Source organism: Flavobacterium sp. KACC 22758 (assembly GCF_028736135.1).
GTDB classification, from domain to species: Bacteria; Bacteroidota; Bacteroidia; order Flavobacteriales; family Flavobacteriaceae; genus Flavobacterium; species Flavobacterium johnsoniae.
Genome location: NZ_CP117878.1, coordinates 3,158,711 through 3,184,392 on the forward strand (window position 1 = coordinate 3,158,711; position 25,682 = coordinate 3,184,392).

Annotated in this window: 24 protein-coding genes; 15 read left to right on the forward strand and 9 right to left on the reverse strand. The window is 35.0% G+C overall.

Going from position 1 to position 25,682, the window contains the following annotated elements:
- Positions 1-46: 46 nt before the first annotated feature.
- Positions 47-1,303 carry a retropepsin-like aspartic protease gene (locus tag PQ462_RS13590; protein ID WP_274250363.1) on the reverse strand — a complete coding sequence of 419 codons (1,257 nt, stop codon included), beginning with the start codon at positions 1,301-1,303 and terminating at the stop codon, positions 47-49.
- Between the two features lie 383 nt (positions 1,304-1,686).
- On the reverse strand, positions 1,687-4,143 hold the full coding sequence (locus tag PQ462_RS13595; protein WP_274250364.1) for a hypothetical protein: 2,457 nt from the start codon (positions 4,141-4,143) through the stop codon (positions 1,687-1,689).
- Positions 4,144-4,511: 368 nt separating this feature from the next.
- Between PQ462_RS13595 and PQ462_RS13600 the strand changes: the two genes are divergently transcribed.
- Positions 4,512-4,928 (forward strand): OsmC family protein, encoded by a 417-nt coding sequence (locus tag PQ462_RS13600; RefSeq protein ID WP_012026002.1) that lies wholly within the window; start codon positions 4,512-4,514, stop codon positions 4,926-4,928.
- Between the two features lie 51 nt (positions 4,929-4,979).
- Positions 4,980-5,750 carry an alpha/beta hydrolase gene (locus tag PQ462_RS13605; protein WP_274250365.1) on the forward strand — a complete coding sequence of 257 codons (771 nt, stop codon included), beginning with the start codon at positions 4,980-4,982 and terminating at the stop codon, positions 5,748-5,750.
- A gap of 182 nt (positions 5,751-5,932) precedes the next feature.
- Here the strand turns inward: PQ462_RS13605 and PQ462_RS13610 are convergent, their stop codons facing one another.
- From PQ462_RS13610 to PQ462_RS13635, 6 genes are all read right to left on the reverse strand, one after another.
- Positions 5,933-6,904 carry a hydrogen peroxide-inducible genes activator gene (locus PQ462_RS13610; RefSeq protein ID WP_274250366.1) on the reverse strand — a complete coding sequence of 324 codons (972 nt, stop codon included), beginning with the start codon at positions 6,902-6,904 and terminating at the stop codon, positions 5,933-5,935.
- Positions 6,905-7,220: 316 nt separating this feature from the next.
- Positions 7,221-7,946, reverse strand: a complete 726-nt coding sequence (locus PQ462_RS13615; protein ID WP_274250367.1) for a siderophore-interacting protein — start codon at positions 7,944-7,946, stop codon at positions 7,221-7,223.
- Positions 7,947-8,027: 81 nt separating this feature from the next.
- The gene (locus PQ462_RS13620; RefSeq protein WP_274250368.1) at positions 8,028-8,876 is read right to left on the reverse strand and encodes an AraC family transcriptional regulator; all 849 of its coding nucleotides are present in this window, start codon (positions 8,874-8,876) and stop codon (positions 8,028-8,030) included.
- Positions 8,877-8,961: 85 nt separating this feature from the next.
- Positions 8,962-9,120 carry a hypothetical protein gene (locus PQ462_RS13625; RefSeq protein ID WP_159436645.1) on the reverse strand — a complete coding sequence of 53 codons (159 nt, stop codon included), beginning with the start codon at positions 9,118-9,120 and terminating at the stop codon, positions 8,962-8,964.
- A gap of 92 nt (positions 9,121-9,212) precedes the next feature.
- Positions 9,213-9,698: a MarR family winged helix-turn-helix transcriptional regulator gene (locus tag PQ462_RS13630; RefSeq protein ID WP_274250369.1), complete on the reverse strand. Its 486-nt coding sequence runs from the start codon at positions 9,696-9,698 to the stop codon at positions 9,213-9,215.
- Positions 9,699-9,700: 2 nt separating this feature from the next.
- Positions 9,701-10,192, reverse strand: a complete 492-nt coding sequence (locus PQ462_RS13635; RefSeq protein WP_012026009.1) for a GNAT family N-acetyltransferase — start codon at positions 10,190-10,192, stop codon at positions 9,701-9,703.
- Positions 10,193-10,422: 230 nt separating this feature from the next.
- Here PQ462_RS13635 and PQ462_RS13640 point away from each other — a divergent pair, with 230 nt between their 5' ends.
- Both PQ462_RS13640 and PQ462_RS13645 read left to right on the forward strand, forming a co-directional pair.
- On the forward strand, positions 10,423-10,767 hold the full coding sequence (locus tag PQ462_RS13640; RefSeq protein WP_012026010.1) for a winged helix-turn-helix transcriptional regulator: 345 nt from the start codon (positions 10,423-10,425) through the stop codon (positions 10,765-10,767).
- A gap of 10 nt (positions 10,768-10,777) precedes the next feature.
- Entirely contained in the window at positions 10,778-11,260 is a 483-nt protein-coding gene (locus PQ462_RS13645) for a GNAT family N-acetyltransferase (RefSeq protein WP_274250370.1), read from the forward strand.
- Positions 11,261-11,529: 269 nt separating this feature from the next.
- On the opposite strand, the gene PQ462_RS13650 is transcribed toward PQ462_RS13645, so the two are convergent.
- Positions 11,530-13,764 (reverse strand): DUF6055 domain-containing protein, encoded by a 2,235-nt coding sequence (locus tag PQ462_RS13650; protein ID WP_274250371.1) that lies wholly within the window; start codon positions 13,762-13,764, stop codon positions 11,530-11,532.
- A gap of 580 nt (positions 13,765-14,344) precedes the next feature.
- Between PQ462_RS13650 and PQ462_RS13655 the strand changes: the two genes are divergently transcribed.
- The 11 genes from PQ462_RS13655 (at position 14,345) to PQ462_RS13705 (ending at position 25,681) form a co-directional block, all read left to right on the forward strand.
- Positions 14,345-15,208: a DMT family transporter gene (locus PQ462_RS13655; RefSeq protein ID WP_274250372.1), complete on the forward strand. Its 864-nt coding sequence runs from the start codon at positions 14,345-14,347 to the stop codon at positions 15,206-15,208.
- A 160-nt stretch (positions 15,209-15,368) separates the two neighbouring features.
- The gene (locus PQ462_RS13660) at positions 15,369-17,813 is read left to right on the forward strand and encodes a TonB-dependent receptor (RefSeq protein WP_274250373.1); all 2,445 of its coding nucleotides are present in this window, start codon (positions 15,369-15,371) and stop codon (positions 17,811-17,813) included.
- A gap of 44 nt (positions 17,814-17,857) precedes the next feature.
- A complete protein-coding gene (locus tag PQ462_RS13665; RefSeq protein ID WP_274250374.1) occupies positions 17,858-18,967 on the forward strand; it encodes a PepSY-associated TM helix domain-containing protein in 1,110 nt (369 codons plus the stop codon).
- Positions 18,968-19,128: 161 nt separating this feature from the next.
- The gene (locus PQ462_RS13670; RefSeq protein ID WP_274250375.1) at positions 19,129-19,374 is read left to right on the forward strand and encodes a hypothetical protein; all 246 of its coding nucleotides are present in this window, start codon (positions 19,129-19,131) and stop codon (positions 19,372-19,374) included.
- A gap of 109 nt (positions 19,375-19,483) precedes the next feature.
- Positions 19,484-20,500 (forward strand): LacI family DNA-binding transcriptional regulator, encoded by a 1,017-nt coding sequence (locus PQ462_RS13675; protein ID WP_274250376.1) that lies wholly within the window; start codon positions 19,484-19,486, stop codon positions 20,498-20,500.
- Positions 20,501-20,547: 47 nt separating this feature from the next.
- A complete protein-coding gene (locus tag PQ462_RS13680) occupies positions 20,548-21,459 on the forward strand; it encodes a carbohydrate kinase family protein (RefSeq protein ID WP_274250377.1) in 912 nt (303 codons plus the stop codon).
- Between the two features lie 30 nt (positions 21,460-21,489).
- On the forward strand, positions 21,490-22,752 hold the full coding sequence (locus tag PQ462_RS13685) for a sugar MFS transporter (RefSeq protein WP_274250378.1): 1,263 nt from the start codon (positions 21,490-21,492) through the stop codon (positions 22,750-22,752).
- 38 nt (positions 22,753-22,790) lie between these two features.
- Positions 22,791-23,642, forward strand: a complete 852-nt coding sequence (locus PQ462_RS13690; protein ID WP_274250379.1) for a sugar phosphate isomerase/epimerase family protein — start codon at positions 22,791-22,793, stop codon at positions 23,640-23,642.
- A 355-nt stretch (positions 23,643-23,997) separates the two neighbouring features.
- Positions 23,998-24,537, forward strand: a complete 540-nt coding sequence (locus tag PQ462_RS13695; RefSeq protein WP_274250380.1) for a phage tail protein — start codon at positions 23,998-24,000, stop codon at positions 24,535-24,537.
- 48 nt (positions 24,538-24,585) lie between these two features.
- Entirely contained in the window at positions 24,586-25,128 is a 543-nt protein-coding gene (locus tag PQ462_RS13700) for a phage tail protein (RefSeq protein WP_274250381.1), read from the forward strand.
- 13 nt (positions 25,129-25,141) lie between these two features.
- Positions 25,142-25,681, forward strand: coding sequence for a phage tail protein (locus PQ462_RS13705; RefSeq protein WP_274250382.1), 540 nt, complete (start codon positions 25,142-25,144; stop codon positions 25,679-25,681).
- The last annotated feature ends 1 nt before the right edge of the window (position 25,682 follow it).

A 25,682-nucleotide genomic window follows, 5' to 3' on the forward strand; every position in this document is an offset into this window, starting at 1 on the left:
AATAAGACCATCAAAAGAAAAATTCAAAAGAAAAATTCAAAAGAACCTAATCCTCCAACCTCAAATAATTACCATCAAAACTAATCACCACCTTTTCAAACTGTCCCAATACATCTTGCCCAATATTTCCAAAATTAACTTCGCCATAAACGCCATAATTCTTTTGGTCAATTTCCATTTTTGGGAGTTGAATTAGTTTTTTTCCAAGATAGAGTTGCTGGTCTTTTAAAACCAAAACTTCTGTAGAAACTACTTCTGCGCCAGCGCTGGAGGATTTAGAGTTTTCTAAAGTACCCATGCGGTCAAGATCGGTTTTGAAGGTTTCATAAAATGCTTTGTTGAAAAGGCTTTCTTTTGCTCCGCTGTCAAAATTAAACGGCAGGGTTTTGCCTTTATAGGTGAGCATTACAATTGCCCTGAGTTCGTCTACAAATAAGTTTTTTTCAGTTGTATTAGCCTCTAATTCTTTAGAAAAAGTAAGTTTATCTTTTTCAATTGTAATCGTTCCTAGCTCTTTTACTATTGGAAAACCAATAATTCCGTTAATCACATAAGCGCCGTCTGCAAATGTAAAAGCCTTATCAGTATATACTAAAAACACTGCATTATGAATTTTCAATTCACCTAAGTTAATTTCGGGTGCAACGCCTATACGAACTTTGTTTTTTTGTCCCGTAAAACTTACCACAGAAATGTTATTATCCGGCAAAATTTTAACTCCCATTTTCTTCGCTATACTTTCGGCAATACAGCTGATTCCTGCTCCGGTATCAAAAACAAAACTGGAAAGTGTATCATTTGCTTTGACTTCGGTTGTAATTAAACCTGCTTTGTCTTTTACCGCAGCAACTGAAATTGTAGAAAATTCATCAATTGTCTGCGAGCGCGTATTGCGTAAAGTCTGCCAGATTCGCTGTGTGTTTAATTCGTCCTGAAGTTCGTCTTCGGTATACTGTTTTTGAAATTTAAGAGTTAAAACTTTAGAAGCCGTATATGCTAAATTGTAATTAAAGAGTTTGATATAGTTATCATTTTTCAGCTTCGCAAATTCGTAAGTATTGGTGAGTTCGTTGTTTTTCAAACTGTCTAAATACAGGTTTGACAACTTGGGTTTATTGCAGACATTGGCATATAAGCCTTTATAGAAATAATAATCTTTGCCTTTTTCCTTATTGTTCAAACTATCCATTTTAGCATACTGATGCTGTTTGCTTAATTGTTTTAAACTAATGTCGGGGCTGGTTTGTCCTAATGCTGTCTGCATTGTAAATAAAAGACAAAGTAAAAGTTTGTTATAGTTCATTTGTCTGATTTTTTGAATGTTAAATATAGGAAATTTGTTTTGTTTCAGAGTTTCAGGTTTCAGGTTTTCATAATCTTTGTGGAGTTTCTAACGAAGATTTCTGGTTCCTCGAAATGACAAAAATGAGTTGGGATTTGGGATTTTAAAATTGAGATTTTAATAAATGTCACCAATCTTTGTAGAGTTTCTTGCGAAGATTTCTCGTTCCTCGAAATGACAAGATTGTGCTTAAATTTTAAATTCCAATAACTAAAAATCCAAATTCCAAAAATCTGAATCTCAAAAAATAAATTCCAACTCTCAAATCCTAAATTCAATACGAGCGATTGGAATTTGGAATTTAAAAATTGGAATTTAAAAAATAATCAACCTTTTACTTTTATTTATCTTCTTCCTCTAAAGCCACCGCCTCTAAAACCTCCACCGCCTAAACCACCTTGATGCTGGAAGTTTTGGAAATTTCGGGTTTGTGATTCTCCACGGTCTCTGGATAATGCTGATCGATTTAAGTCGTTTGTAATGTCTGGATGTCCGGCTTCGCCAAGAGGTTTATTCGGTTGTCCGAGGGTTTGATCAGCTTTAGGGAAATTATCGCGCTGGGTTCTGTCGCCTAATCGGGTTTCGCCTCCTAGGTTTTGTTCTGGTTTCGGCAAGTTATCACGCTGAATCCTCTCTCCTGCTCCATTTGCACCCAATCCCTGATTCGGTTTATTACGCTGAATGGCTTCACCGGATTTTTTCGATGAACCTAAAGTTCCCGCTTGTGTCCAGCCGCCGTTTCCATTGTTATAATGGCTCCAGTTTCCGTTAGCATCTCTTTTATACACATGTCCGTCGTGACCTGCATATACATTATTGTTGGTATGAATTGTCGTTCCTCCGCCTCTTCGATGTGTAATTACGCCTTTATTTCCGCCAGAAGTTTCATAGCCAATTGCTGTACCGCGTCTGGTTGTAATATGTCCTGTCTGTGCCCATTGATTGCCATTTGTGGCAGCAGAATGTCCCCATTGTGCATACGCATTATGTCCCTGATTGGTTCTGGCATAATTTCCCGTCCACGGATTGTACGTACTCGCTGCAGTTCTACCGCCATACCATCCCTGAACACTTGCAGAGCGTCCGTATCTTCCTGTTGCAGGATTGTACCAAGCCGAAGTTCCTGCCACACCATAAGGTCCGTAAACACGTCTTCCAACAGCATAACCACCCGTCCACGGATTGTAAACTGCTCCTCCTCCATATGCATACGGCCACGGACGATAAATTGGATACATGCCGCCATAATACACATAAGGCGGATAATACCATCCTGTACCATACGTTAATATTGCGCCTACTGTTGCACCAATAATAAAAGCGCCAAAATAACCGGCTGTTGTACTGCTTTCTACTGTAGTATCGGTTGTCGTTTGTGTAACGTATGTCACATTATACACAGGTGAACTCGGCGGAATGGTATAAATTTCTTTTGGAACAGAATCGCAGGTTTTCCAAGGTCCGTTAGGACTCGTTGACATAAACCAAACGGCCTGAAAACATAAATAGTACAAATCGCCTACTTTTATAATTTTCTCCTGGGTGTTGCTTGCATATTGCATTTTTGTTCCTTCAATTGGTTTAAACTGAGGCGCTCCGTCGTAGCTTACTTTTACTTTGGCTTCGGCATCAGATTTCTTTAAAATGGCCGTTGCAGGGACCTGCGATAGCATTACGGCATCTTTGGCTTCTTGTGTTCCGGGAACAGACGACAATACATTAGCACGCGGAGAATTTTTAGGAATTTTGGCAAAATCGGCAGGAAGGCTGTTTCCTGCATATTTCCACGGTCCGGTTAATTCTTTAGAACTAAACCATCTTCCTGATAATAATACATAATACTGTCCATTGGCTTCGTCGGCAAAAACATCATTTTCCGTGTTGTCTATGTACATCAATTTGGTTCCGTCTATTTTAATAAATTTTGGATTTCCGTTTACGGCAATTAATTCAGCAGGTTTATTGCTGTAGAAAACTTCTGGTGCTGTTCCGGTTGAAGGTGGCGGAATCATTTTTTTGACATCATCAAAATTTTGCCCGGCTGGCAGATTAATGAGACCGGCAGGCAGTTTGGCGGTTTTAACCCATTTACCTTCTAATTTTTTTGAAGTCAGCCAGACATTTTCTGCTAACAGATAATAATCTTTAGAAGTCTTATCAAAAAACAAATCCCAGTTTGTATTTACTACATATTGTATATCTGTTTTTTCTACAGGCACTAAAACGGGTTCTCCCTGCACGATCAACAAAACTGCCGGATTTGTGCTGTAAAAAATTGCCGGAGGATCATTTTTAGCTGTAATTCCTTTCGCTGGACTTTTGGTTTCGCTTAAATCTGCCAGAATACGATCTACCGAAATAGGATCGCCGCTTACAGGCAGTGTTTCTTTAAAGAGTTTTTCCATTTCGGGAACTTTCTTTTTGTCCAGAGCGGGAAATCTGACATCGGTTACCTGAAGATTTTTAATAAAAGCACTTCGGTTGTCTTTATCTACCAGTGTTTCAGCTTGTAAAGAAGCTACGCCCAAAACCTGTTTGCCGTCTTTTGGGGTTAAAGAAAAAGCAACACGGGCTGTAATTTCTTTATAATCTTTCCAGTCATCGACCTGAGGCTGATAATAAACGAGCTTTGTACCGTTATTTTCTGCTTCACGAGGCCAGCCTTTATCTGCAATTAATGTAGTGTCAGCAGTATCTGACTTTACATTGTCTGTATTTGGCTGATCTGTAGTTTTATCTTTTTTGCAGGAGAACAAAACTGAACTCAAACAAACTACAAGTATTAGAAAAGCTTTTTTCATAAATTTAAAAGTTAGATTATTCATTAAAAATTTATTGCCTGGGGTATTCCTTTAAAATTGTTTTGAATAAAATTAAATCCATAGCACCTATAAAACTATTATTAATGCATTTAGTTGGTTTCAAATTCTAACTTGAAACCAAAAAGGAGTAAATAATCATCCTTTCACCTTAGATTTAAAATTTATCAGAAAAAAAATTAAAACCCAGAGTTTTGGTCAAGCCCTGCAAAACCTATGATTATAAATTATTTTTATAAGTAACAAAAATTATTAATTTGATTAATAAGCAGCGTCGCCATAAATTTGTCTCATCAAAATCAAAGAAATGATTTGATCATCTTAAAAAATAACTTTAAAAAATAGAAATCATGAAATTTACAAGAAGAGCAAACGCAAACTGGAAAGGTACTGGAATGGAAGGAAAAGGAACCATTAGTACTCAAAGCACAACTTTAGATAATGCACAATTATCTTTTAAAACCCGTTTCGAACAAGGTGTTGGAACAAACCCTGAAGAGTTAATCGCAGCAGCACATTCTGGATGTTTTACAATGCAGTTAAGCTTTTTATTATCTGAAGCAGGATTTGTACCAGAGGATTTAGACACAACAGCTAAAGTAACTTTTGAAGATGGAACCATTACTTTAATTCAATTAGAATTAACTGGAAAAGTTCCCGGAATCTCTGAAGAAGATTTTCAAAAAACTGCTCAAAAAGCAAAAGAAATTTGTCCAATTTCGAAATTATTGAACACTGAAATTACTTTGGCGGTAACGTTGAACTAATTTCAAATAAAACAACACAACAATCTAAATCAACAATCTAAAATTTTAAAAATGAAAACAATTAAAAGCTATTTAGCATTTGCAACAATAATTTTTAGTCTGGTATTTGCAACAGCAAATGTAAACGCGCAGACTGCTCCACAAATTAAAAACGTAGTATTGGTACACGGTGCTTTCGCAGACGGTTCAGGATGGAAAGGTTTGTACCAGATTTTAACTAAAAAAGGATATAATGTAACGATCGTTCAAAATCCGTTAAGTTCTTTAGAAGATGATGTTAAAGCAACAAATTTAGCTCTTGACAAACAAGACGGACCAACAATTTTAGTTGGACATTCATGGGGCGGTACTGTAATTACTGAAGCAGGAAATCACCCAAAAGTGGCTGCTTTGGTTTATGTAGCGGCTTTACAGCCTGATAATGGTGAAAACTCAATTCAATGGTTACAAACTGCGCCTCCTGCCCCTGAAAATGGTGTACTGCCTCCAGATGATAAAGGAATTGCTTATTATGACAAAGCTAAATTTCACGCTGGTTTTGCAGGTGATTTAAGCAAAGAAGATGCTGATTTTATGTTTGCTTCGCAAGGTGCTTTTCATGCACAGGGCTTTGGAACACCAATTACTAAAGCGGCATGGAGAACTAAACCTTCATATGGAATTGTAGCAACTGAAGATAAAAGTATTGTTCCGAGTATTCAGTTTGCAATGTACAAACGTTCTAATACCAAAATCACTGAAATAAAAGGAAGCCACGTAGTTTTTATTTCTCAGCCGGCAAAAGTTGCTGATGTCATTATTACTGCATCTAAAAAACAGTAATTACTTTGAGCTGAATATTTAAACACATAGAAACATAGCTCTTTACACTTAAAAAGGCGTTTCACTTGTATAAATGCACATAGGTATGTGTGTTTTAAAACAAGTGAAACGCCTTTATCTACAAAGAAACACTATGTTTTGTATGTTAAAGACTGAGGTCTAATTGTAACAAGCGTTTATTTTTAAGAAACTTTACTAATCGCTTTTACAAAATACGGCGAATCGTTCCAGCGGATTTTCCTGTAGGCAAAGTCTTTTTTGAGTGATTCCGGAAGACAGTTCCAGATGGCTTCGTTCATTTTTTCGAGCAAGAGTTTCTTCGAAAAAGAATCTGAAACTACTAAACTTATTTCTCTTACTGGAATAGGCTCTTTAAAAGGTTTAAAAAGCTCCGATTTTGCTTCGTTTAAAATAGAAAGCTGCGGTATAATCGCAAATCCTAAATGCGCGCGAACGAGGTTTTTTAGGGTTTCTATTGAATTGATATCATATGTAAATTGTTCTTTGATTTTATCTGATGATTTTAATCCGCAGATATCCAGAAGCTGTGCGTTGTAACAATATTCATGATGCAGCAGCAGCAGTTCGGTTTTGTCTCCCGGCTGAAGCTCATAAAAATCTTCTTTTGCCATTGGGTGCGATTCATTCAAATAAGCTACAAAAGGTTCTTTAAAAATAACATGTTCGATCAAATTGGGATTTCCTGTTGGTGTAGCCATAATAGCTGCATCAATTGCACCTATTTCTAAATCTCTCATTAAATGTCCCGTATATCCTTCTTTAATGATGAAATGTACTTTTGGCGCAGCTTTTTTCATTGCATTTATAAACAACGGAATGAGATACGGAGATAAAGTCGAAATAATACCCAGTTTTAATTCTCCTTCAAGAAGATTTTTTTCATTTACCACAAAATCCCTGATTTCATCAGCTTCACGAAGAATTTTTCGGGCTTTGTTGATAATTTCTGTACCGAGAATTGTAGGTGTTAAAGGCACTTTGTTTCGATCGAAAATCTTAATTCCTATTTCTTCTTCAAGATTTTTTAACTGAATTGTTAATCCTGGCTGCGTTACCATACAGACTTCTGCTGCCCTTGCAAAATGGCGCTCTTCATCTAAAGCTACAATATATTTTAACTGTTGAATGGTCATTGTTTCTAAGTTTCTAAGTTTCTAAGATGCTGAGATGCTAAGGTACTAAGATTTTTTTCTTTTTACCGGCGGTTTTCTTTTTGGGTTTCGAATCATTTTTATCTCTTTAGGAAAATTTGTAAAACTTTAACATTATTCTCAAATCCGTATTATAGCTTTTATCGTACATATATAAAATGAGGTTTGGGAATGGGGTAAATTCAAATGGAGTAGTTTTTGGAGCATGTTGGGTTTATCATTCCTGAATTATCATTATCAAATCAAATAACTTCAACAAAAAAGCGATCCTAATAGATCGCTTTTTATTTTTTATAAATCAAAGTCCGACTTTGCCTTCTGCCCAATAAGGCTGGGTGTGAATATTTTTATTAGAAACACCTTTTTCCCGCAGTGCTTTTCGAAAGGCCTGAATTGATTTTGCATTTCCCATTAAATAGAAATAGCCTTTTTTCCACAATTCCCAGATTTCGGTATCCAGATTATGAAGTGATTTTATTGCCCATTCTGCTTTATTGACTGATTTTGGAACAATATCTACAATGAGTCCAAGCTTTTTAGGAATATCTGCCGAAAGTTCGTCTAATTCCAGAATCCCTAAATAGTTATTTTCGGTTCGGTTAATTTCGTCTTTCATGCTCTTAAAAACGCTGATGCAGGTTTCATCTCCAAAAAAGAAATGATATTGGGCTTCATTATTAAAAATCTTAAATCCTCTTGGCATCCCAACGGTAATCTGGTCGCTGGGCTTTAGATTATTGATAAAGGCACTTCCTGGTCCGTTATGGTGAATATGAAAAATGATTTCAAATGTTCCGTTTTCGCTGTCCCATTTACTGGGAGTGTAATTTCGGTAATTGGTGTCGTCAATTCGTATAACAACTGCTTGTCCGAGTTTAAATTTAATATGCGGAAAATTTCCTTTAAAATTGATTATTTTGATATTTGGACTTGGTGTTTCTATTGTCGTAACATTTACTTTAGAAATTTTGTTTGTAAAAGTCATTTCTATAAAATCACCAATAATTTTGGGCATTGAGCTCATAATTTTCAGGTTTTAAAATTCAATTCAAAATTGAGGATAAAAGCCTGAAAAGACATTGAATAATAAAAGGCAATGATTGGACTATTCGCGGAATTTTTTACGAAAAGCAAGCGGGGTTTCTTTTGTAATTTTTTTGAATAGACGCGAAAAATAGGTATGATCCTGAAAACCGAGTGCAAAAGCAATTTCTTTTACTTCACTTTCTGTATAATACAATAATCTTTGTGCTTCGATAATCATCGCATTCTGAAGCCAATAGGTAACAGATTTACCAGAAGAAGCATTGACACAATCATTTAAATGTGAGGTAGTAATATTTAATTTCTTTGCAAAATAAGACGGACTTTCGAGAAAAGTACGATCTGTAATAAGCTTTTTAAAATTAGCATAAATAACTGCCGACTGGTTTTTAAATTCTTTTACAGGGCTTTTTGATTCTGCGTATAAATTGGCAAAATGATAAATCAGGGCATTAAAAAGTCCGTTAATAATTTGTGTTTTATTTGGATTACTGCTGGTAAAAGAGCGGTGCAGCAGTTGAATGGTATCTAAAAGTTCTTCTTGTTTTACCGGATCGATTATATTGAGTTGTTCTGAAACCGTAAGACTTTGAAAAACTTCCAGACAATTATTGGGAATAAGAAAAGGTGCAACGCCAATATAATATCCTGCCGCATCTGGTGTGCCATCCTGCCCGTGATGAATTTGAAGCGGTTTTATCATCAATATATTGCCAGCATTTATTTCTATATCGATCATATCACATTTAAGCACGGCATGACCGTTTGTAAGTACAAAAAATATAAAGAAATCATCACGATGCGCCTCTAATCTGGTTTCAAAATCAGCCAGATCATCGGGAGAATAATAGGCGATAAAAATACCGCCTACAGCATCCGGACTTTGATTATATATAGGTATTTTTTTCAATGGTTGTGGTGTTTTTTATAATATTCAAATTTCAACAAAAAAGCGATCCTTTTGAGATCGCTTTTATATTTTTATAAAATTAAAGTTAAATTGGTAATTTAACATTTTCCAAAGTCTTCTGTGCAAGTGCCGTTTTCTCAGGAAATAAATCTTTTCCTTTCACTTGATCCAAAATTTGAATAAGCCTATTTTTTGATTCTTTAGATATAGGAATCACATTTATTTTTTTCGCTTCTTTTTTCATGATAATCAATCTTGCTTCATACAAAATTATCTATTTTTTCTTACAAATTAGTGTTTCTGTATAGTTGTTTTTAGGTATTTACATTTCAAATATTACTTCTCTCCTTCGCTTTTCAACTGCAAAGCACGCTGTAAAAAACTTTGGTGTACAATTTTATTTTCGGCTTCATTAATTGCCTGAAGCAGATTGTTTTGATTATCGGCAATATCGCTTAAGGCTTGTTTCATAACCTCCCAAACGGGTTTCATTTGTTCGATTAGTTCTTGTCCTTTTGCTGTAAGCTGAATGAGTCTTTTGCGTTCGTCGATTTTATCCTTTTTAGAACGAATCAGTTTTTGTTTTTCGAGTTCTTTGAGCAGACTTATGGTCGATGGATGTGTATAGCCAATTTCGTTAGCAATTTCAACAACACTCAAAGTTTCTTTATGATATAAAGTATAAATAACCGGAAACCATTTAGGTTCAAAATCAATTCCGTATGATTTATAAAACAAAGCACCGTCTTTTCTCAATTGCTCGCTTAATCGCTGCAATCGCGTGGAGATGGCTAATATTCCTGATTCGTCTATTATATTCATCTTTATTTTTTTAAATTTAAATGGCAGAAAACATTGTCTGGCGCCATTAAAGGAAATCCTTCCGGAAGTTTCTCTTTCTGGATTCGCACAAAATTATTCTTTTCATAAAAACGCAATGCTGCTTCGAGTATGGTAATGGTTCCCAAATATAAATCATCAATTCCGTTTTCTTTGCTGTAAGCAATTAAAGTCTCTAATAATTTTTGAGCAATTGCATATTCTTTTCCTCGAAATTCTTTTTTTACAAACATTTTTCTAATTGCTGCCGCATTGTCTGCAAATTTTACCAGTGCAATAGTTCCCACTAATTGGTCATCAATAAAAGCTCCCCAAAATCCGCCTCCGTCTGCATAATAAAAGTTAGGAATATTGAACAAATCCGGCTGGTCTTCAATAGTAATAGGTACATTAAATTCTTTTTGTTGAATAGTTAATACAAGATCAACAATTGCATTTGAATATTGGTTATCGACAGGTTTAATTATAGGTTTCATAATATTTAAAAAATTTACTTTGCAAAACTACGTAGTTAAATACATAAATAAAAACATTTCTTTAATTTTATGATTTCTTTTAATACTTTTGTTTGGATTGTGCTGTTAAAGTGCATCTCAACAATCATGAAAAGCGTAGTTTTTTAATACTGCATTTCAAATGATTTTACAAGATTTATGGGCAGTCAAAAAAATTAAAATTTCTTATATAACTTTTAGGTTTAGAAAATATGGAACGAAATCAAAAAGAAGAATTTCAGGCGCTTCAGGATACTTTATATGTTTTGGGCGGTAAATGGAAACTGCCTATCATTAATTCTATTTGTAACGGAAATAGTCGTTTTAAGGAAATAAAAGACAGTATTCCGGGAATTACTGCGCGAATGTTATCGAAGGAATTAAAAGATATGGAGCTTAATAATCTGGTAAAAAGAACGGAAGACCGTGATGCTAAAGTGCCCATTCTTTATGAGTCAACATCATATTGTCAATCTTTTGGACCTATTATTTCTGAAATGATTAAATGGGGAATTTCACATCGAAATCATATTAAAAAACAGCAGGAAAAAATTTAAAATATAATGTATGAATTTTAGAAATGCCGTTATTGCTGACTTAGCAGTAATAAACGAAATAGAAAATGCTTGTTTTCCGCCAAACGAGGCAGCAGGTTTAGAACGTCTATCAAATAGACTGGAGGTTTTTCCACAGCATTTTTGGCTTTTGGAAGACAACGGAAAAATCCTTGGTTTTATAAACGGAATGGTAACTCCAAACAAAAAGCTGATTGATGAAATGTTTAACAATGCAGGACTGCACGATGAAAATGAAAAATGGCAGGCTGTATTTGGTTTAGCTGTTTCTCCTGAATATCAAAAAAATGGCTGTGCGGGAAAATTAATTCATCATTTAATTTCAAAATCTAAAGAGCAAAACCGAGCCGGAATCACGCTTACGTGCAAAGATTATCTCATTTCATTTTATCAAAAATTTGGATTTGAAGATTTGGGTATTTCGGCTTCTGTTCATGGCGGAGAAGTCTGGCATGATATGGTGCTTTCTTTTTAAAGTTTTTTTTCAGGTTTCAGGTTTCAGGTATCAAGTTTCAGGTTTCAAGTTTCAGGTTTCAGGTTTCAGGTTTCAGGTTTCAGGTTTCAGGTTGCGAACTTTGCGAAAAAACCTTGCGAACTTTGCGGTTAAATTATGTTCAAAGTAAAATAACCTGAAACTTGAAACCTGAAACCTGAAACAAAACAAAACAAAACAAAACAAAACAAAAAACCCTGCCGAACCTAACCAATCGACAGGGCAAAAAAAAATGGAACTAAAAAACTAATTTATTGTTTGATAAACGATTTGTTTACAATGTTTTTTCCTGTTTGAATACGAAGTATATAAACTCCCTGATTCAATTTACTGCAGTTGTATTGTATTTCATATTGTCCTGCTTCATAGTTTTGACTGGTTACAACATCTAATTTTCTTCCGTTGGCATCAAATACAGAAATCGTAACTTTTTCCTCTTCTTTTTGGTTAAATGAAATAGTAAGATTTCCTGCCGTTGGATTCGGGAAAATGCTCAAACCATAATTTGCAGTATCCAAAATTGGATTAGTGATTCCAAGAGTTGGATTTGCACAAACTGGCGTTACACTAAAAGCCATAGATGCTGCAGAAAAATTGGTAAATGCAGTATTTATATCAATATTCGAAGCATCGCTTTCTCCTTTTCCGTCACATTCTGTTCTTCCATTTCTCCAATACGGAAACTGCAGATACACTCCGTTTGTCGAACAGCTTCCTATTTCGGCATCTCCTCCTACTACAACAGAATTTCCAAAATTACCGGCAAACAGCATGGCATTTCCTTTTATATTGGCAGAATTAGTAACAGAACCGCCTTCCATCCATCCGTTTCCTTCAACAATTGCATTTCCTGATAAAGTCGCATTATACACACATGCATTGTCTCTAACTATTGCATTACCGCTTATATTACCGCCTTCGACCATTGCATATCCATCAATTCTGGCATTACCAGAAATTGTGCCGCTTCTAACAATAGCATAAGGTCCAACATATACCGTTGAGGCAACATTAGCACTGTTTGAAACCCATCCGCCTCCGTTGGCATGAATGCGTCCGTTAGTTTTAAGAAATTTTCTAAAATTAGCTGCCGGCTGAAATCCTTCAGGGTTTGCATTGGCGATTTTTAATTCATACGGATATCTTCTTTGTTTAGGATAACCTACATCCATATTGTAATTTACATGGCTTTTTGGAGCAGCAAATACAACCAGAAATATATTTGCTTCTGTTGAAGAATCAAGTGTAAAAGAAGCTTCTCCATCTGAGTTGTACATAGGGCTGTAACGTGAAATTGATCCGTCGGTTTTTGTTGTTACAAATCCATATCGCCATCCTGCCTGAGCCGGATTTACTTCAGAATGTCCTTTAAATTTAATAGTAACTTTTTTTTGCGTTTCAGAACAAGTTGGATATAAAGGAATAATATTCATTCCGTAATCCTGAGGCGCCCAGTCATTATTTGTATAATATTGATCTGTTGTACCATTTACTTTTGTTAGAAGTGTGTATTGTCTGCTTGTATAACGCGGCATTCTGGTTTCGATAAGTTTATATACTTCGCGAATTTTTTTTCCAAAATTGCTCGTGTTGTTAATCTGAGAAGTCCATTGAATAGGATAATCAAACGCAGGCTGTCTCTGGGCATATCCCCACAAATAATCGTTAAGCTGTTCCTGCGTAAAACCTTTTAATCTTTTGATTGTTTCAAGCGGATGTTCCTGATTTTTAGATTCAGCCCACATTCTTCGTGTAAAATCAAAACCATCTTTTTCCTGAACGTAATACATCAAATGAAAATTGGTGTAATGATGACGGTTTGATGACCACATAAAATGTCTTGTTTGTATCCATCTTGTTAAAGTACCGTCAATTTCTGCCCATTGCGGATAAGCTTGTGCCCGCATAAAATTAGCGTGGCCTTCAAAAAATGGACCTGCCCAATCGTAACCCGCAAATGCAGTTCCGTTTCCGGGATTTTCCTGAATACGCATCATCATTTGAAGCGTATGAGCAAATTCGTGCGATAAAGCTCCGCCATCTCGTGTTGCCTGAGGATGCACAAACATAGCCCCGATAACGTTACTAAAAGAACTTGCGTGTGCAAAAGCTTCTAATCTGGTATCAGTTGAGTTCCAGGTATTCATCACCATAATGATGATTTTGTATTTACCCACGTTTGTAGTAGGCGCATTGCTCACAAATTTTAAATCGGTTACAAAACGTTTAAAACTGTGTTCTAATGTATCAGCAACAGCTTTTGGTGTAAATCGCAATGAGGCATCAGAATATGCAGCAGGATTAGTTCCTACTTTATCGCCCCAATAAAGAACGAAGTTTGTTGACTCGTACTTTCTTGAATCAGATATTTTATTGTAAAATTCATTGTTTGGATTGCTCCATTCTGTAGGTATAAAAAGTGTTTTCTGCCCCATTGCAAAACAACTGCAAAGAAAAAGGACGGCTTGTAGTAAAAGTGTTTTCATGTATAAGTGATTTGGGATTTGATCTTATTTTATTCTTAAACCTAATTCTTGCCTAAATTTTAACAAACCTCTTCATTAGAGAATTTCATTTAAAACTGAAACTCTTCTCACCGTATTTTAAAAACAATATGAACTTTATTTTTTTTTGCGAATATATGTATTAATTTCAATAAACAAACTTAAAAATATCGACAAAAAGCAAATTTAATCGATGAAATACACTTTAACCCTTGTAAAACGTACAAGATACACTTAAAAAAAATATTGATTTTTTTTTAATAAAATGAAGTTTCCTGAGTAAAACAATTCATGCAGCAATTGAAATAGAGAGTTAATGCTGCAGATTTATCTTTTAAAATACTGTCAGCATATTTGTGAGGTTAAAACTTTTTAAATATTTTTGGTCAAATTCTAAAAATTATGTGTCAAAAAGGTTGTCTTCCTCCTCCATCATTATAAATTAATCGTTCGACTTTATGCAGCGTTTCATACCGAAATTTCTCGGCAGGTTCTGCTATGCTTACAAGTCAAATTTTAAATTAATTTATAATTCAGTCTTTTTAGGCTTTTAGACAATCTTATGAAAAAATCATATATTTTATTACACATTGCTGTAATACTTGCCGGTTTTACTGGTATTTTTGGTAAACTTATTTCGTTAAACGAAGGGCTTTTAGTCTGGTACCGCGTTTTATTTTCTTCTTTAGTTTTATTCATTATCCTGAAATTATTTAAGGTTTCAAAGGATATTTCTTTAAGAGAAAAATTCAATATTGCAAAAATTGGTCTTTTGATCACTATACACTGGATTTTCTTTTATGCCAGTATTAAATATTCGAATATTTCTGTGGGTGTGGTATGTTATTGTTTAACGAGTTTATTTACTGCCTTATTCGCTCCGCTGATTAACAGAAAGAAATTCAACATTACAGAATTACTGTTAAGTATGTTGACTCTGGCCGGAATTGCTCTTATATTCCATTTTGATTCTTCTTATCAATTAGGAATTATTCTGGGCATAATTTCATCTGCTTTTGCTGCGCTTTATACCATTTTTAATGAGCGATTGGTAACCATTTACGACAGCAGGCTTATCAACTATTATCAAATGAATGGCGGCACCATCGGGCTTGGTCTGCTTATGCCTTTATACCTTTATTTTTTTCCTGTTGAAAGTATTTTACCTAGTTTAAAAGATGTTTTCTACCTCATTATTTTGGCTGTATTCTGCACCGTTGGTTTGTATGTTTTGTTTGCAGAATCATTAAAAAAGATTGCAGCATTTACTGTAAACCTTACTTTCAACCTAGAACCGGTTTATGCTATTGTAATGGCTTTTTTGTTTTTTAATGAAAGTAAAGAAGTCAATATCTTCTTTTACATAGGACTGCTTTTTGTTATCGCTTCGGTAATATCGCAAACGATAATTTCTATTCGAAAATAAAAAAAACTATAAGCCTCTTGCATTTTTGTAAGAGGCTTATTTCAATTTAAACTTCACTATATCGATTTCTTAAAATTAATGTGAATTGTGATAATTATTTATTTGTATTTATTCTAAATAAATATAGATTTGCAACCTAAAATTAAAATAATCGCCCGCCATGAAGTTTACTTATTTATTTTTGATGCTTGCCTTTTTTACCATAGGCCAGGCTCAAAATGCTAAAATTACCGGAAGGATAACTTCCGAAAACAATGAAGCCGTTTCTTATGCTTCTGTCTCAATCAAAAGTCCAAAAAAGAACACAACCTCTGATGATAAAGGAAATTTTGAAATCAGCAATCTAACACCAGGAAATTATACTATTTACTTTTCGGCAATGGGGTTTTCTGTTCAGGAAAAAACCGTAGAATTACATGAAAATGAAAACCTTGAACTTTCTATCTCTTTACAGGAAAACATTAATACACTGCAGACTGTAGAAATTACAGGACGAAAAGAAAAATCATATAAAAACACAAAATCGTTTATTGGAGCTAAAACCGAAATTGCTTTAAAAGATCTTCCACAGGCAGTTTCGTATGCTACAAAAGAATTAATTGCAGATCAGGGATCCATTCGCGTAGGCGAAGTTGTCAAAAATTTCAGCGGTGTGAGCCAGTTTACTTTTTATGATGATATTTCGATAAGAGGTTTTAGAATTAACGGAGGAAGCAACACGCAACTGCTTAACGGAATGAGAACTTCGACCGGTTTCTGGAAACAGCCTCTTGCTAACTATCTTGAGCGTGTAGAGGTTTTAAAAGGTCCTTCTTCTGCTTTGTTTGGAAATGCATCTCCTGGAGGAGTTTTAAACCGTGTTACAAAAAAACCATTAGATCAGGCTGCAAACAGCGTAAGTTTTTCTACAGGAAGTTTTAATACTTTAAGAGCTTTAGCCGATTTTACAGGTCCGTTAACCGAAGATAAATCACTTTTGTACCGTTTGAACCTAGGTTACGAAAATGCCAATTCTTTTAGAGATTTACAATTCGACAAAAATATTGTAATTGCTCCTTCTCTTTCGTTCCTTCCAAATGATAAAACAAGCGTTAACTTTGACTTAATTTACACAGGTTCAAAAAGTAACTTAGACCGCGGACAGTCGACTTATGAAAATAATTTGTACTCGACTAAAATTTCAAACTCTTTAAACTCTACAAATGATTATTTAAATGAGGAAACGTATATCGTTACAACGTCATTAAATCATCAGTTTACAGATCGTTTGTCATTTTCGGCTTCGTACATTCGTACAGGTTACACAGAAGATCTTTTGGAACACCGCGGTGCTAATAAATATGCTTCTGCCGGAGATGGATCTACAATTCCAACGGCAATCGAAATGCAGGTTTTTCAGCGTAAACGTAAGCGTTATATTGACAATCTTTCTGCTTTCTTTAAATATCAGGCAAAAACAGGAGCTTTAGACCACAATTTAATTGCAGGTTACGATTATGCTCAGGAACAAGTACCGTCTGGAGGTTCGCAGTTACAAGCAACCGGATATAGAAATGCTGCAAACAATGGTTCTATTGCAACGTATGATCCGGCAAAAAAGAATCTGTATTTGTTAGATTCTAAAGGAAATCCTGTACCAAACGTGGCGCATTTCGATTTAACAAATCCAATGGCTTCACAGCAGTTAAAAGACATGAGCAAATATTTCTATGCTGCCCGTCCGTTTGATCCAACCTATTATTCGTTGTATGGAGTTTATCTTCAGGATCATATTAAATTTGGTGCTTTTCAGGCTTTAATTGGTCTTCGTTATGATGAATACAGCGATAAGGAAAACTATAAAAAAGCAACTGAAAAGAAAGTAAAACAGCATTCATTCCTTCCTCGTTTTGGTTTAACTTATACACTTAACCCGAACATCAATTTATACGGAACTTATGTAAAAGGATACAATCCGCAGACTGCTTCTTCATTATCAAACCCAAATGCAGGAGGACCGTTTGACCCGTTAGAAAGTAATATGGTTGAGTTTGGAGGAAAATCTTCTTGGTTTAAAGAAAAACTTTTTGTGACTGTGGCTTTGTTTAAAATCCAGCAGAAAAACACTTTATATCCAGCCAACGATCCAACAAATCCAGATTTAATGAGATCAATTGGTCAGGAAGAATCAAAAGGTATTGAAATTGATGTAAACGGAAGCATAACAAGCAACTGGAGCATTTCGGCTGCCTATTCATACAATGAAGCTGCAATTACAGAAAGCCCTGTAGATTCTGAAATTGGAAGACAAAAACCAAATACACCAAAACAGCAGGGAAATGTCTGGACACGTTATAACTTTACAGACGGTGCTTTAAAAGATTTTGGTCTTGCTTTTGGAAGTAATTTTGTAACAACCCGTAACTTAAGCCAGACGGTAACACAAACAATTCCGGGTTATACTTTATTTAATGCTGCTTTGTATTACAACATTAATAAATTTAAAATTCAGCTGAATGCTAACAACATAACCAATAAAACGTATTGGGTTGGAGGTTACGATTATATTCGTTTATTCCCTGGTGCTCCATCGAATTGGCTGTTAACACTTGGATACTCATTTTAATAAATGCTTTATTTATATTTGAAAACATTTTTGGACTATCTATTATGAATAAAACGTTTAAGAAAAATATTGGCTTATTACACCTTTGGCTCGGACTTGCGTCCGGGCTTATTGTTTTTATTGTAGCACTTACCGGAAGCATTCTTGTTTTTGAGGACGAAATCGACGAATTTGTAAATCCTGAGTTTTATAAAGTTTCTGAAATTGGACCAAAAAAAATACCGACAGACGTTTTAATAAGAGATATTGAACTGAAATATGCTCTTAAAAAAATTAATCGTGTTTATGCTTATAACGATCCTGAAAGAACTATGATTGTTACAGGAAAAGACAGCGATAAAAAAAATCAAATCTTTTCTGTTGATCCTTATACCGGTAAAACATTAGGACAAATTCCTGAAAGAAGCCGATTCTTTTCGGTTGTTTTAGATATACACCGTCATTTGGTTTTGGGAGATGCCGGGGCTTTTATTACAGGATGCAGCTGTCTGATATTTGTATTCATGCTCATTTCAGGGATGATTTTATGGTGGCCGAAAAAAGTCAAAAACCTAAAACAGCGATTAACCGTAAAATGGAATGCTTCATTTAAAAGAGTAAACTGGGATTTTCATTCTGTTTTTGGTTTTTATAGTTTTCTTGTTCTCCTCATAATTTCCTTAACAGGTTTAACCTGGTCTTTTAAATGGTTTGAAAGCGGTATTTATTTACTGGCAGACGGAACAACAAAAAAACCGTCGGCTAAAGTTGAAAATCCAACCAAGATTGATCCTAAAGTAGATAAAACCTATTTCTATCAGAACATTTTTTCTAAAACGGACAGCGTTTTTCCATACAAAGGCGATACACAAATTAGAATTCCATCTGATACCATAAACAGTATTACGGTTATTAAACTGAACTTAGAAGAATCGATTCCAAATATTTCGAGTACTGCCTACTTTAATAAATACACAGGTAAAATTTTAGAAGCCAGACCTTATGAAAAATTAAGTAGAGGCGATAAAATCCGACGTTTGATTTATCCTATTCATACTGGAAGCATTTACGGATATCCAACAAAAATCCTGGCTTTTTTAGTCTGCCTTTTTGCCGTAACACTGCCTGTAACCGGCCTTTTAATCTGGCTTGGAAGAAAAAAAAGCAAAAAATAAACGGTATTCTCTATTTGTATAACTAATGAAAATTCAGTTAGTTATACAAATAGTTAATTATATTTGACTATAGTATTTAATTTTTTTTGAAAAGATGGCAAACTGAATTGTCACTTTAAACGTATGTAGCAGAAAAGTTATATAAATTTAAAAGATTCAGCGTGGATAAAGTAAGTATTCAAAGATTAAAAAAAACCTTAGCCTATTTAGAAAGTAAACAACGTGAATTAAAAAGACAATACGAAACCGACACCCGCAGCATTGAATCGATGATTAAATATCTAAAAAAAGATATGCTTGAACAGTTTAGTTTAGCTGATTATGATATTTATATTAAGAATGAAATGAAAAACACTGAAACCTTTATTCGCAGTGTAAAAAATATTATTGACGATCATTCTGAATAAAAATTCTCTGCTAAAATGATTTTTTTAACTCACTTAATTTACAAATTTCAAAATAAATACTTGCTTAAACGTTTAAGTTGATTATATTTGCCTTTCTGAAATCGTTATCGTGAAAAGAATTTCAATTAAAGATGTGGCATTAAAAGCAGGCGTATCTATCGCCTCAGTATCTTATGTACTTAACAATAAGATTGACAGCCGTATTCCGCAGGAAACAATTGACAAGGTAAAACACGCTGCCGAAGAATTAAATTACCGTCCTAACAATATTGCAAAAAGCTTAAAAACACAGCGAACCCATATAATTGGTCTTGTTGTGGCTGATATTGCAAATCCATACTTTTCTCAGTTAGCCCGAATTATTGAAGATGAAGCCAACAAATTGGGTTATACCCTTTTGATTGGAAGCTCTGATGAAAATGTCGAAAAATTTGAAGCACTTATCAATATGTTTGCCGACCGCCAGGCCGATGGATTAATTATTGCTCCTGTTGAAAACAGTGAAAAATGTTTGTTGAAACTGCAAAAACAAAAGATTCCTTTTGTATTAATTGACCGTTATTTATCTGGTGTTGAAGCAGACAGCATACAAATTAACAACTACGATATAAGCCAAAAAGTTACAGAACACCTTATAAACGGCGGCTATAAAAACATTCTTCTTGTTGCTTATAAAACAGAACTGCAGCATTTATTACAGCGTACTCAGGCATTTTTAAATACGCTCGAAAAACATCAAATACAAAACAGTCAAGTGCTTTTAGCAGACAAAGACTATATTGACAGAGACATTAATACCGGCTTAGAAAATATGCTGCAAAATGCAGTAAAACCAGATTCCATCTTTTTTACTAGTAATAAACTTGCGGTTTCCGGACTCAAAAAACTTACACAACTTGGCATAAATATTCCGCAGGATATTGCGGTTGCTGCTTTTGATGAAACAGAAGCTTATGAGCTTTTTCCGGTTCCGCTAACGTATGTAAAACAGCCGCTTTCTGCCATTGGGACAACCGCTGTAAAAATGCTTAACGAAAAAATCAATATCAAAAATCTGCCTTTGCAGAATGTAACTTTACATGCTGAACTTCATATAGGTCAGTCTACAAAATCTAATCACATTTAAACTTTTTTATTTACCACTTTGCTTAAACGTTTAATCAAAAAAAAACCATGAGAGAAGAAATAAATACAAAATCAATCTATTGTTATGGAGAAGTACTTTGGGATATTTTTCCTGAAGGTGCACGTGCGGGCGGTGCGCCGTTTAATGTAGCTTATAATTTAATGCGAATGGGAATCGATTCGCACATGATAAGCCGTGTGGGAAATGACAAACTGGGAACCGATCTTATGGCTCAGTTAAAAGACTGGAACATTTCGACCGAAGACAGCCAGATTGACAACCAGCACCAAACCGGAACTGTAATTGCGCACATCGATGAGCATAACGAAGCTCATTATGATATTATAAAACCTGTTGCCTGGGATTTTATTGAATTTAGAAAAGATTATATCGAAAAAATATCAAATGCCTCGGCTTTTGTTTTTGGAAGTTTAATTACCAGAAGCGAAACTTCCAAAACGACTCTTTTTGAACTTTTGGAAATCGCAAAATTTAAAGTTTTTGATATCAACATTCGTCCTCCCCACTATTCTGTCCCGGTTATAAACGAACTTCTTCATAAAGCTGATCTGGTAAAAATGAACAAAGCCGAATTGCGATTGGTTCTTGATTTTTTTGAAAAAAGTTATGTCAGCGAAGATGATGCCGTGCATTTTATTCAGGACAAATTTGATATAAAGGAAGTACTGGTAAGTAAAGGTAGTAAAGGTGCTTTGTATTACGACGGAAATTCTAAATATGATGCTCCTGCTGTCCCAGTTACCATTCAGGATACGGTAGGAAGCGGCGATGCTTTTTTAGCCGGATTTTTATCGAAAATAATTATGAATGAAAATCCTGTCGAGGTTATGAAACAGGCAACAGCATTGGGTGCTTTTATTACCTCACAAAAAGGTGCCTGCCCAAGTTATGATTTAAATGACTTTGAGCTTTTTAGAAAAGAAAACGAGGCCAAATAAAATGTATAATAGTAATAATGATTTGTAAAAATGTCTCAGGCTAAGTTCACAGAAAAAAAATATATTCTAACACTTACTTTCGTAATCTCGCTTTTTCTTTTTTGGGCAATTGCAATCACGATGGGTGATGTTCTTAATAAACATTTTCAAAACGTACTGCACATCAGTAAATCAGAATCTGGTTTGGTGCAGTTATCCATTTTTGGTGCTTATGCCGTAATGGGTATACCGGCAGGTTTATTCATGAAAAAATACGGTTATAAAAACGGAGTGCTTTTAGGATTAATTCTTTATGCATTTGGTGCTTTCCTTTTTATTCCGGCAGCTCAAAATGAATCTTTCTCTTATTTCAGGATTGCATTATTTATTTTGGCTGCAGGTCTTGCAACGCTGGAAACTGTTGCACATCCGTTTGTTGCTTTACTGGGCGATGAACGCACAAGCGACCAGAGAATAAACTTTGCACAGTCTTTTAATGGTTTAGGCGCTATAATAGGTCCGCTGCTTGGCGGTTTCTTTATTCTAGATTCAAAAGGCGCCGAAGGTCTAGAATCTGTTAAAACCTTATATATGATTATTGGCAGTTTTATACTTTTAATTGCCGTTTTGTTTTGGTTTGTAAAAGTACCGTCTCTTAAAGGCTCTCACAGTCACGAAGAAAAAAGTACAGACGATGAAAATACAAACGTAGTTCCTGATTCGCCTTTGTACATGCAAAGACATTTTATATGGGCCGTAATTGCTCAGTTTTTTAATATTGGAGCACAGGGCGGTACGTGGGCTTATTTTATAAATTATGGTGTCGAAAAAACAGGTTTGGCAGATAATCAGGTTGCTTATTATTTCTCTTTCAGTATGGCTATGATGATGATTGGCCGTTTTATTGGAACATTTTTATTGCGCTATATTGCTGCAAATAAATTATTAGCAATTTATTGTATGTGTAATATTGGGCTTTGTCTGGTTATTTCACAAAGTTTTGGATGGGTTTCGTTTATTGCCTTAATTATGCTGAATTTTTTCTTAAGTGTAATGTATCCAACTATTTTCAGTCTCGGATTAAAAAAGCTTGGAAACAAAACAGAACAGGCTTCCTCTTTTTTAGTCATGGCAATGTTTGGCGGTGCTGTTTTTCCACCAATTATGGGTTTTGTTGCAAATACAAATGTGGCTTACGCCTATCTTTTACCTATAGTATGTTATTTGGTAATTCTTTTATTTGCCATTAAATATTACAAACCATATACACTTGGACAGCCTTATGTACTTTCAAAAAGAGATATTGTGCGTTAAAATTTCAAAATAAAACATTCTTATTCAAAAAATACACAATGAAAATTAAAATAGGTGCTTCACTCCTATCCTGGACAACTCCAAACTGGACTCCGGAATCAGGACATTATGCCATCACCCAAACAGCAAAAAATGGTTTTGACCTGATTGAAATTCTCCTGCCAAATACTATGGAATTTGATGCCGCAACGGTAAAAAAACAGCTTCAGGAAAATAATCTTGATGCTGTATGCTCATTAAATCTTCCTAAAGAAGCGCATATTCCATTTTATCCTAAGGAAGCTTTGACACTTATCTGCAAAGCTTTGGATAAAACTGCTCAATTAGAAACCACTTTTTTAGGAGGTGTTCTGCACAGCGGAATTGGTGTTTTTACCGGAAATCCTGTTACAAATCAGGAAAAGGAAATTATTATAAATGTTTTGGGTGAAGCTGCCCTTTATGCTGCTAAACTTGGCATTACGACTGGAATTGAACCTATAAACCGTTATGAAAGTTATGTATGCAATACAGCATCAAATGTATTGGAAATTATCAATAGAATTAATGCTGATAATCTTGCTGTTCATTTGGATACTTTCCATATGAATGTAGAAGAAAACAACTTTTATGATCCTATAATTGAAGCGGGGAAAAAACTAAAACATTTTCATATTACCGAAAGTAACCGCGGCATGCCCGGCGAAGGAACGGTAAATTGGGATGAACTTTTTAAAGGTTTAAAAGCTATAAACTTTGAAGGAAATCTGGTATTAGAAAACTTTTCTTCATCAATTTCCGGAATGCAGCAAGCGGTTTCTTTATGGCAGACTTCACCTCATAATGCCGAAGAACTAGCCGTAGGCAGTTTAAATTTTATCAAACAAAAATTTTTTGAATATCAAACATAAGCTATTTTCTACATCGCAAAGCGGCACGTAATTTTTATCTACATCAAAAAAGGGATTTCATGACATGAAATCCCTTTTTCGTGACATATTTTCCCTCCTTAATGTATTAGACTTCTAATTTTAGGTCATAATTATTTGTAATACTGTTTTATAAATCGTAAGTAATAATAGCTGCTAAATAGTAAAAAAAAAGAGGCATTTCTTACTTAACAAAAAACACGTATATATACCTGTTTTTTAAAAGGCTTATATACAGTAACTTAGTATTAAAACAAAAAACTGTCAGAAAAATTTTTATCAGTAACCAAATCTGACAAACTATTAACTAACATTAACCTATAAAATCTAAAAATTTATGGAAGGAACAATTGGAGAAATTCGCCTCTTTGCCGCCACTTTTGCTCCAATGACCTGGGCATTTTGTATGGGCCAGCTCGTTGCAATACGCAGTAATACAGCTTTATTTTCTATTCTGGGAACTACTTATGGTGGTAATGGCACCACTACTTTTGGCTTACCCAACTTTGCCGGCAGAACGGCAATAGGAGCTGGTAATGGTCCTGGTTTGTCATCGTATGTGCCAGGAGAAATACTTGGAACAAATACTGTAACATTAACATCTTTAAACCTTCCTGTTCACACGCATGCGGCTACAGCATCAATTTCAATTCCAGTTTACCCGGATTTTGGAGATCTTAATACGCCTAATGGTAATACTTTGGCCTCTAAAACTAATATGTACAGTACAGAACCGGGAACAGACAGCATGAAACCGTCGACTCTTAGTGTTACACTTGCGCCTGCAGGTTCAAATCAGCCTCTTAGTATTATGCAGCCTGCAACTGGAATGAATTTTATTATTTGTTTGACAGGAATATTCCCTGCCCGTAATTAATATTTATTCAGGAAAAACAGTTTAACTAACATTTAAAGAAACTAATTTATGGAAGGATATTTAGGAGAAATCCGTTTATTTGGCGGGAATTTTGCACCAAGAGGGTGGATGTTTTGCAATGGAGCAACATTAAGTATTGCCAATTATGAGGCTGTTTATGTCTTACTTGGTACAATATACGGCGGTGACGGCCAGACTACTTTTAAGCTGCCTGATCTTCAGGGACGTATTCCTGTAGGTACAGGTCAGGGTCCAGGATTACCAAACGTCGTAATTGGACAGATAGGCGGAACAGAATCAGTTACCATGAGTACTGCACAAATGCCTGGCCATACTCATGTGGCAGGTGTAGGAACACTTACAATTCCAACTTGCAGCACAACAGGTAACACAGCATCACCAACAAACAATATTTTAGCTGGTTCAGATAAAGCTTACACAGCTGAAGCTCCAGATGGTAATTTAAAACCTGAAATTACATCAATCACTGTTGGTGTTGCGGGGGCAAGTCAGCCTTTCGATATCATTCAGCCTTCACTATCTACTAATTATATTATTTGTGTAGAAGGAATTTTCCCAACTAGAAACTAAACCAAAATTAACCATGGAAGGAACAATATCCGAAATTCGATTATATGCACCTAACTTTGCTCCAAAATACTGGGCTTACTGTGCGGGTCAACTACTAAGTATAAATACAAACCAAGCCTTATTTAGTCTTTTAGGCACTACATACGGCGGTAATGGTACTACTAATTTTGCATTACCTGATTTTAGGGGAAGAACTGCCGTTGGAACTGGTACTCCTCAAGGAGTAGCTCAATTTGTACTGGGACAGGTAAGCGGAACTAATACAGTAACTGCACTGCTTGGAAATCTTCCGGCACACACTCATGCTGCCACAGGAGCATTTGCACTAAAAGCATATGCTGATACAGGAGATACTGCCGCACCGCAAAATGCTTATCTGGCTTCGGTTTCAAATCTTTACACCAGCCAAAACGCAGATGGTGCTTTAAAACCAATTACACCAACAGTAACTGTAGGAACAACTGGAAGCAGCCAGCCAATTTCAATTCAGCAGCCTTATTTAGGTATTAATTATATAATATGCCTTCAGGGAATTTTTCCTTCAAGGAATTAAC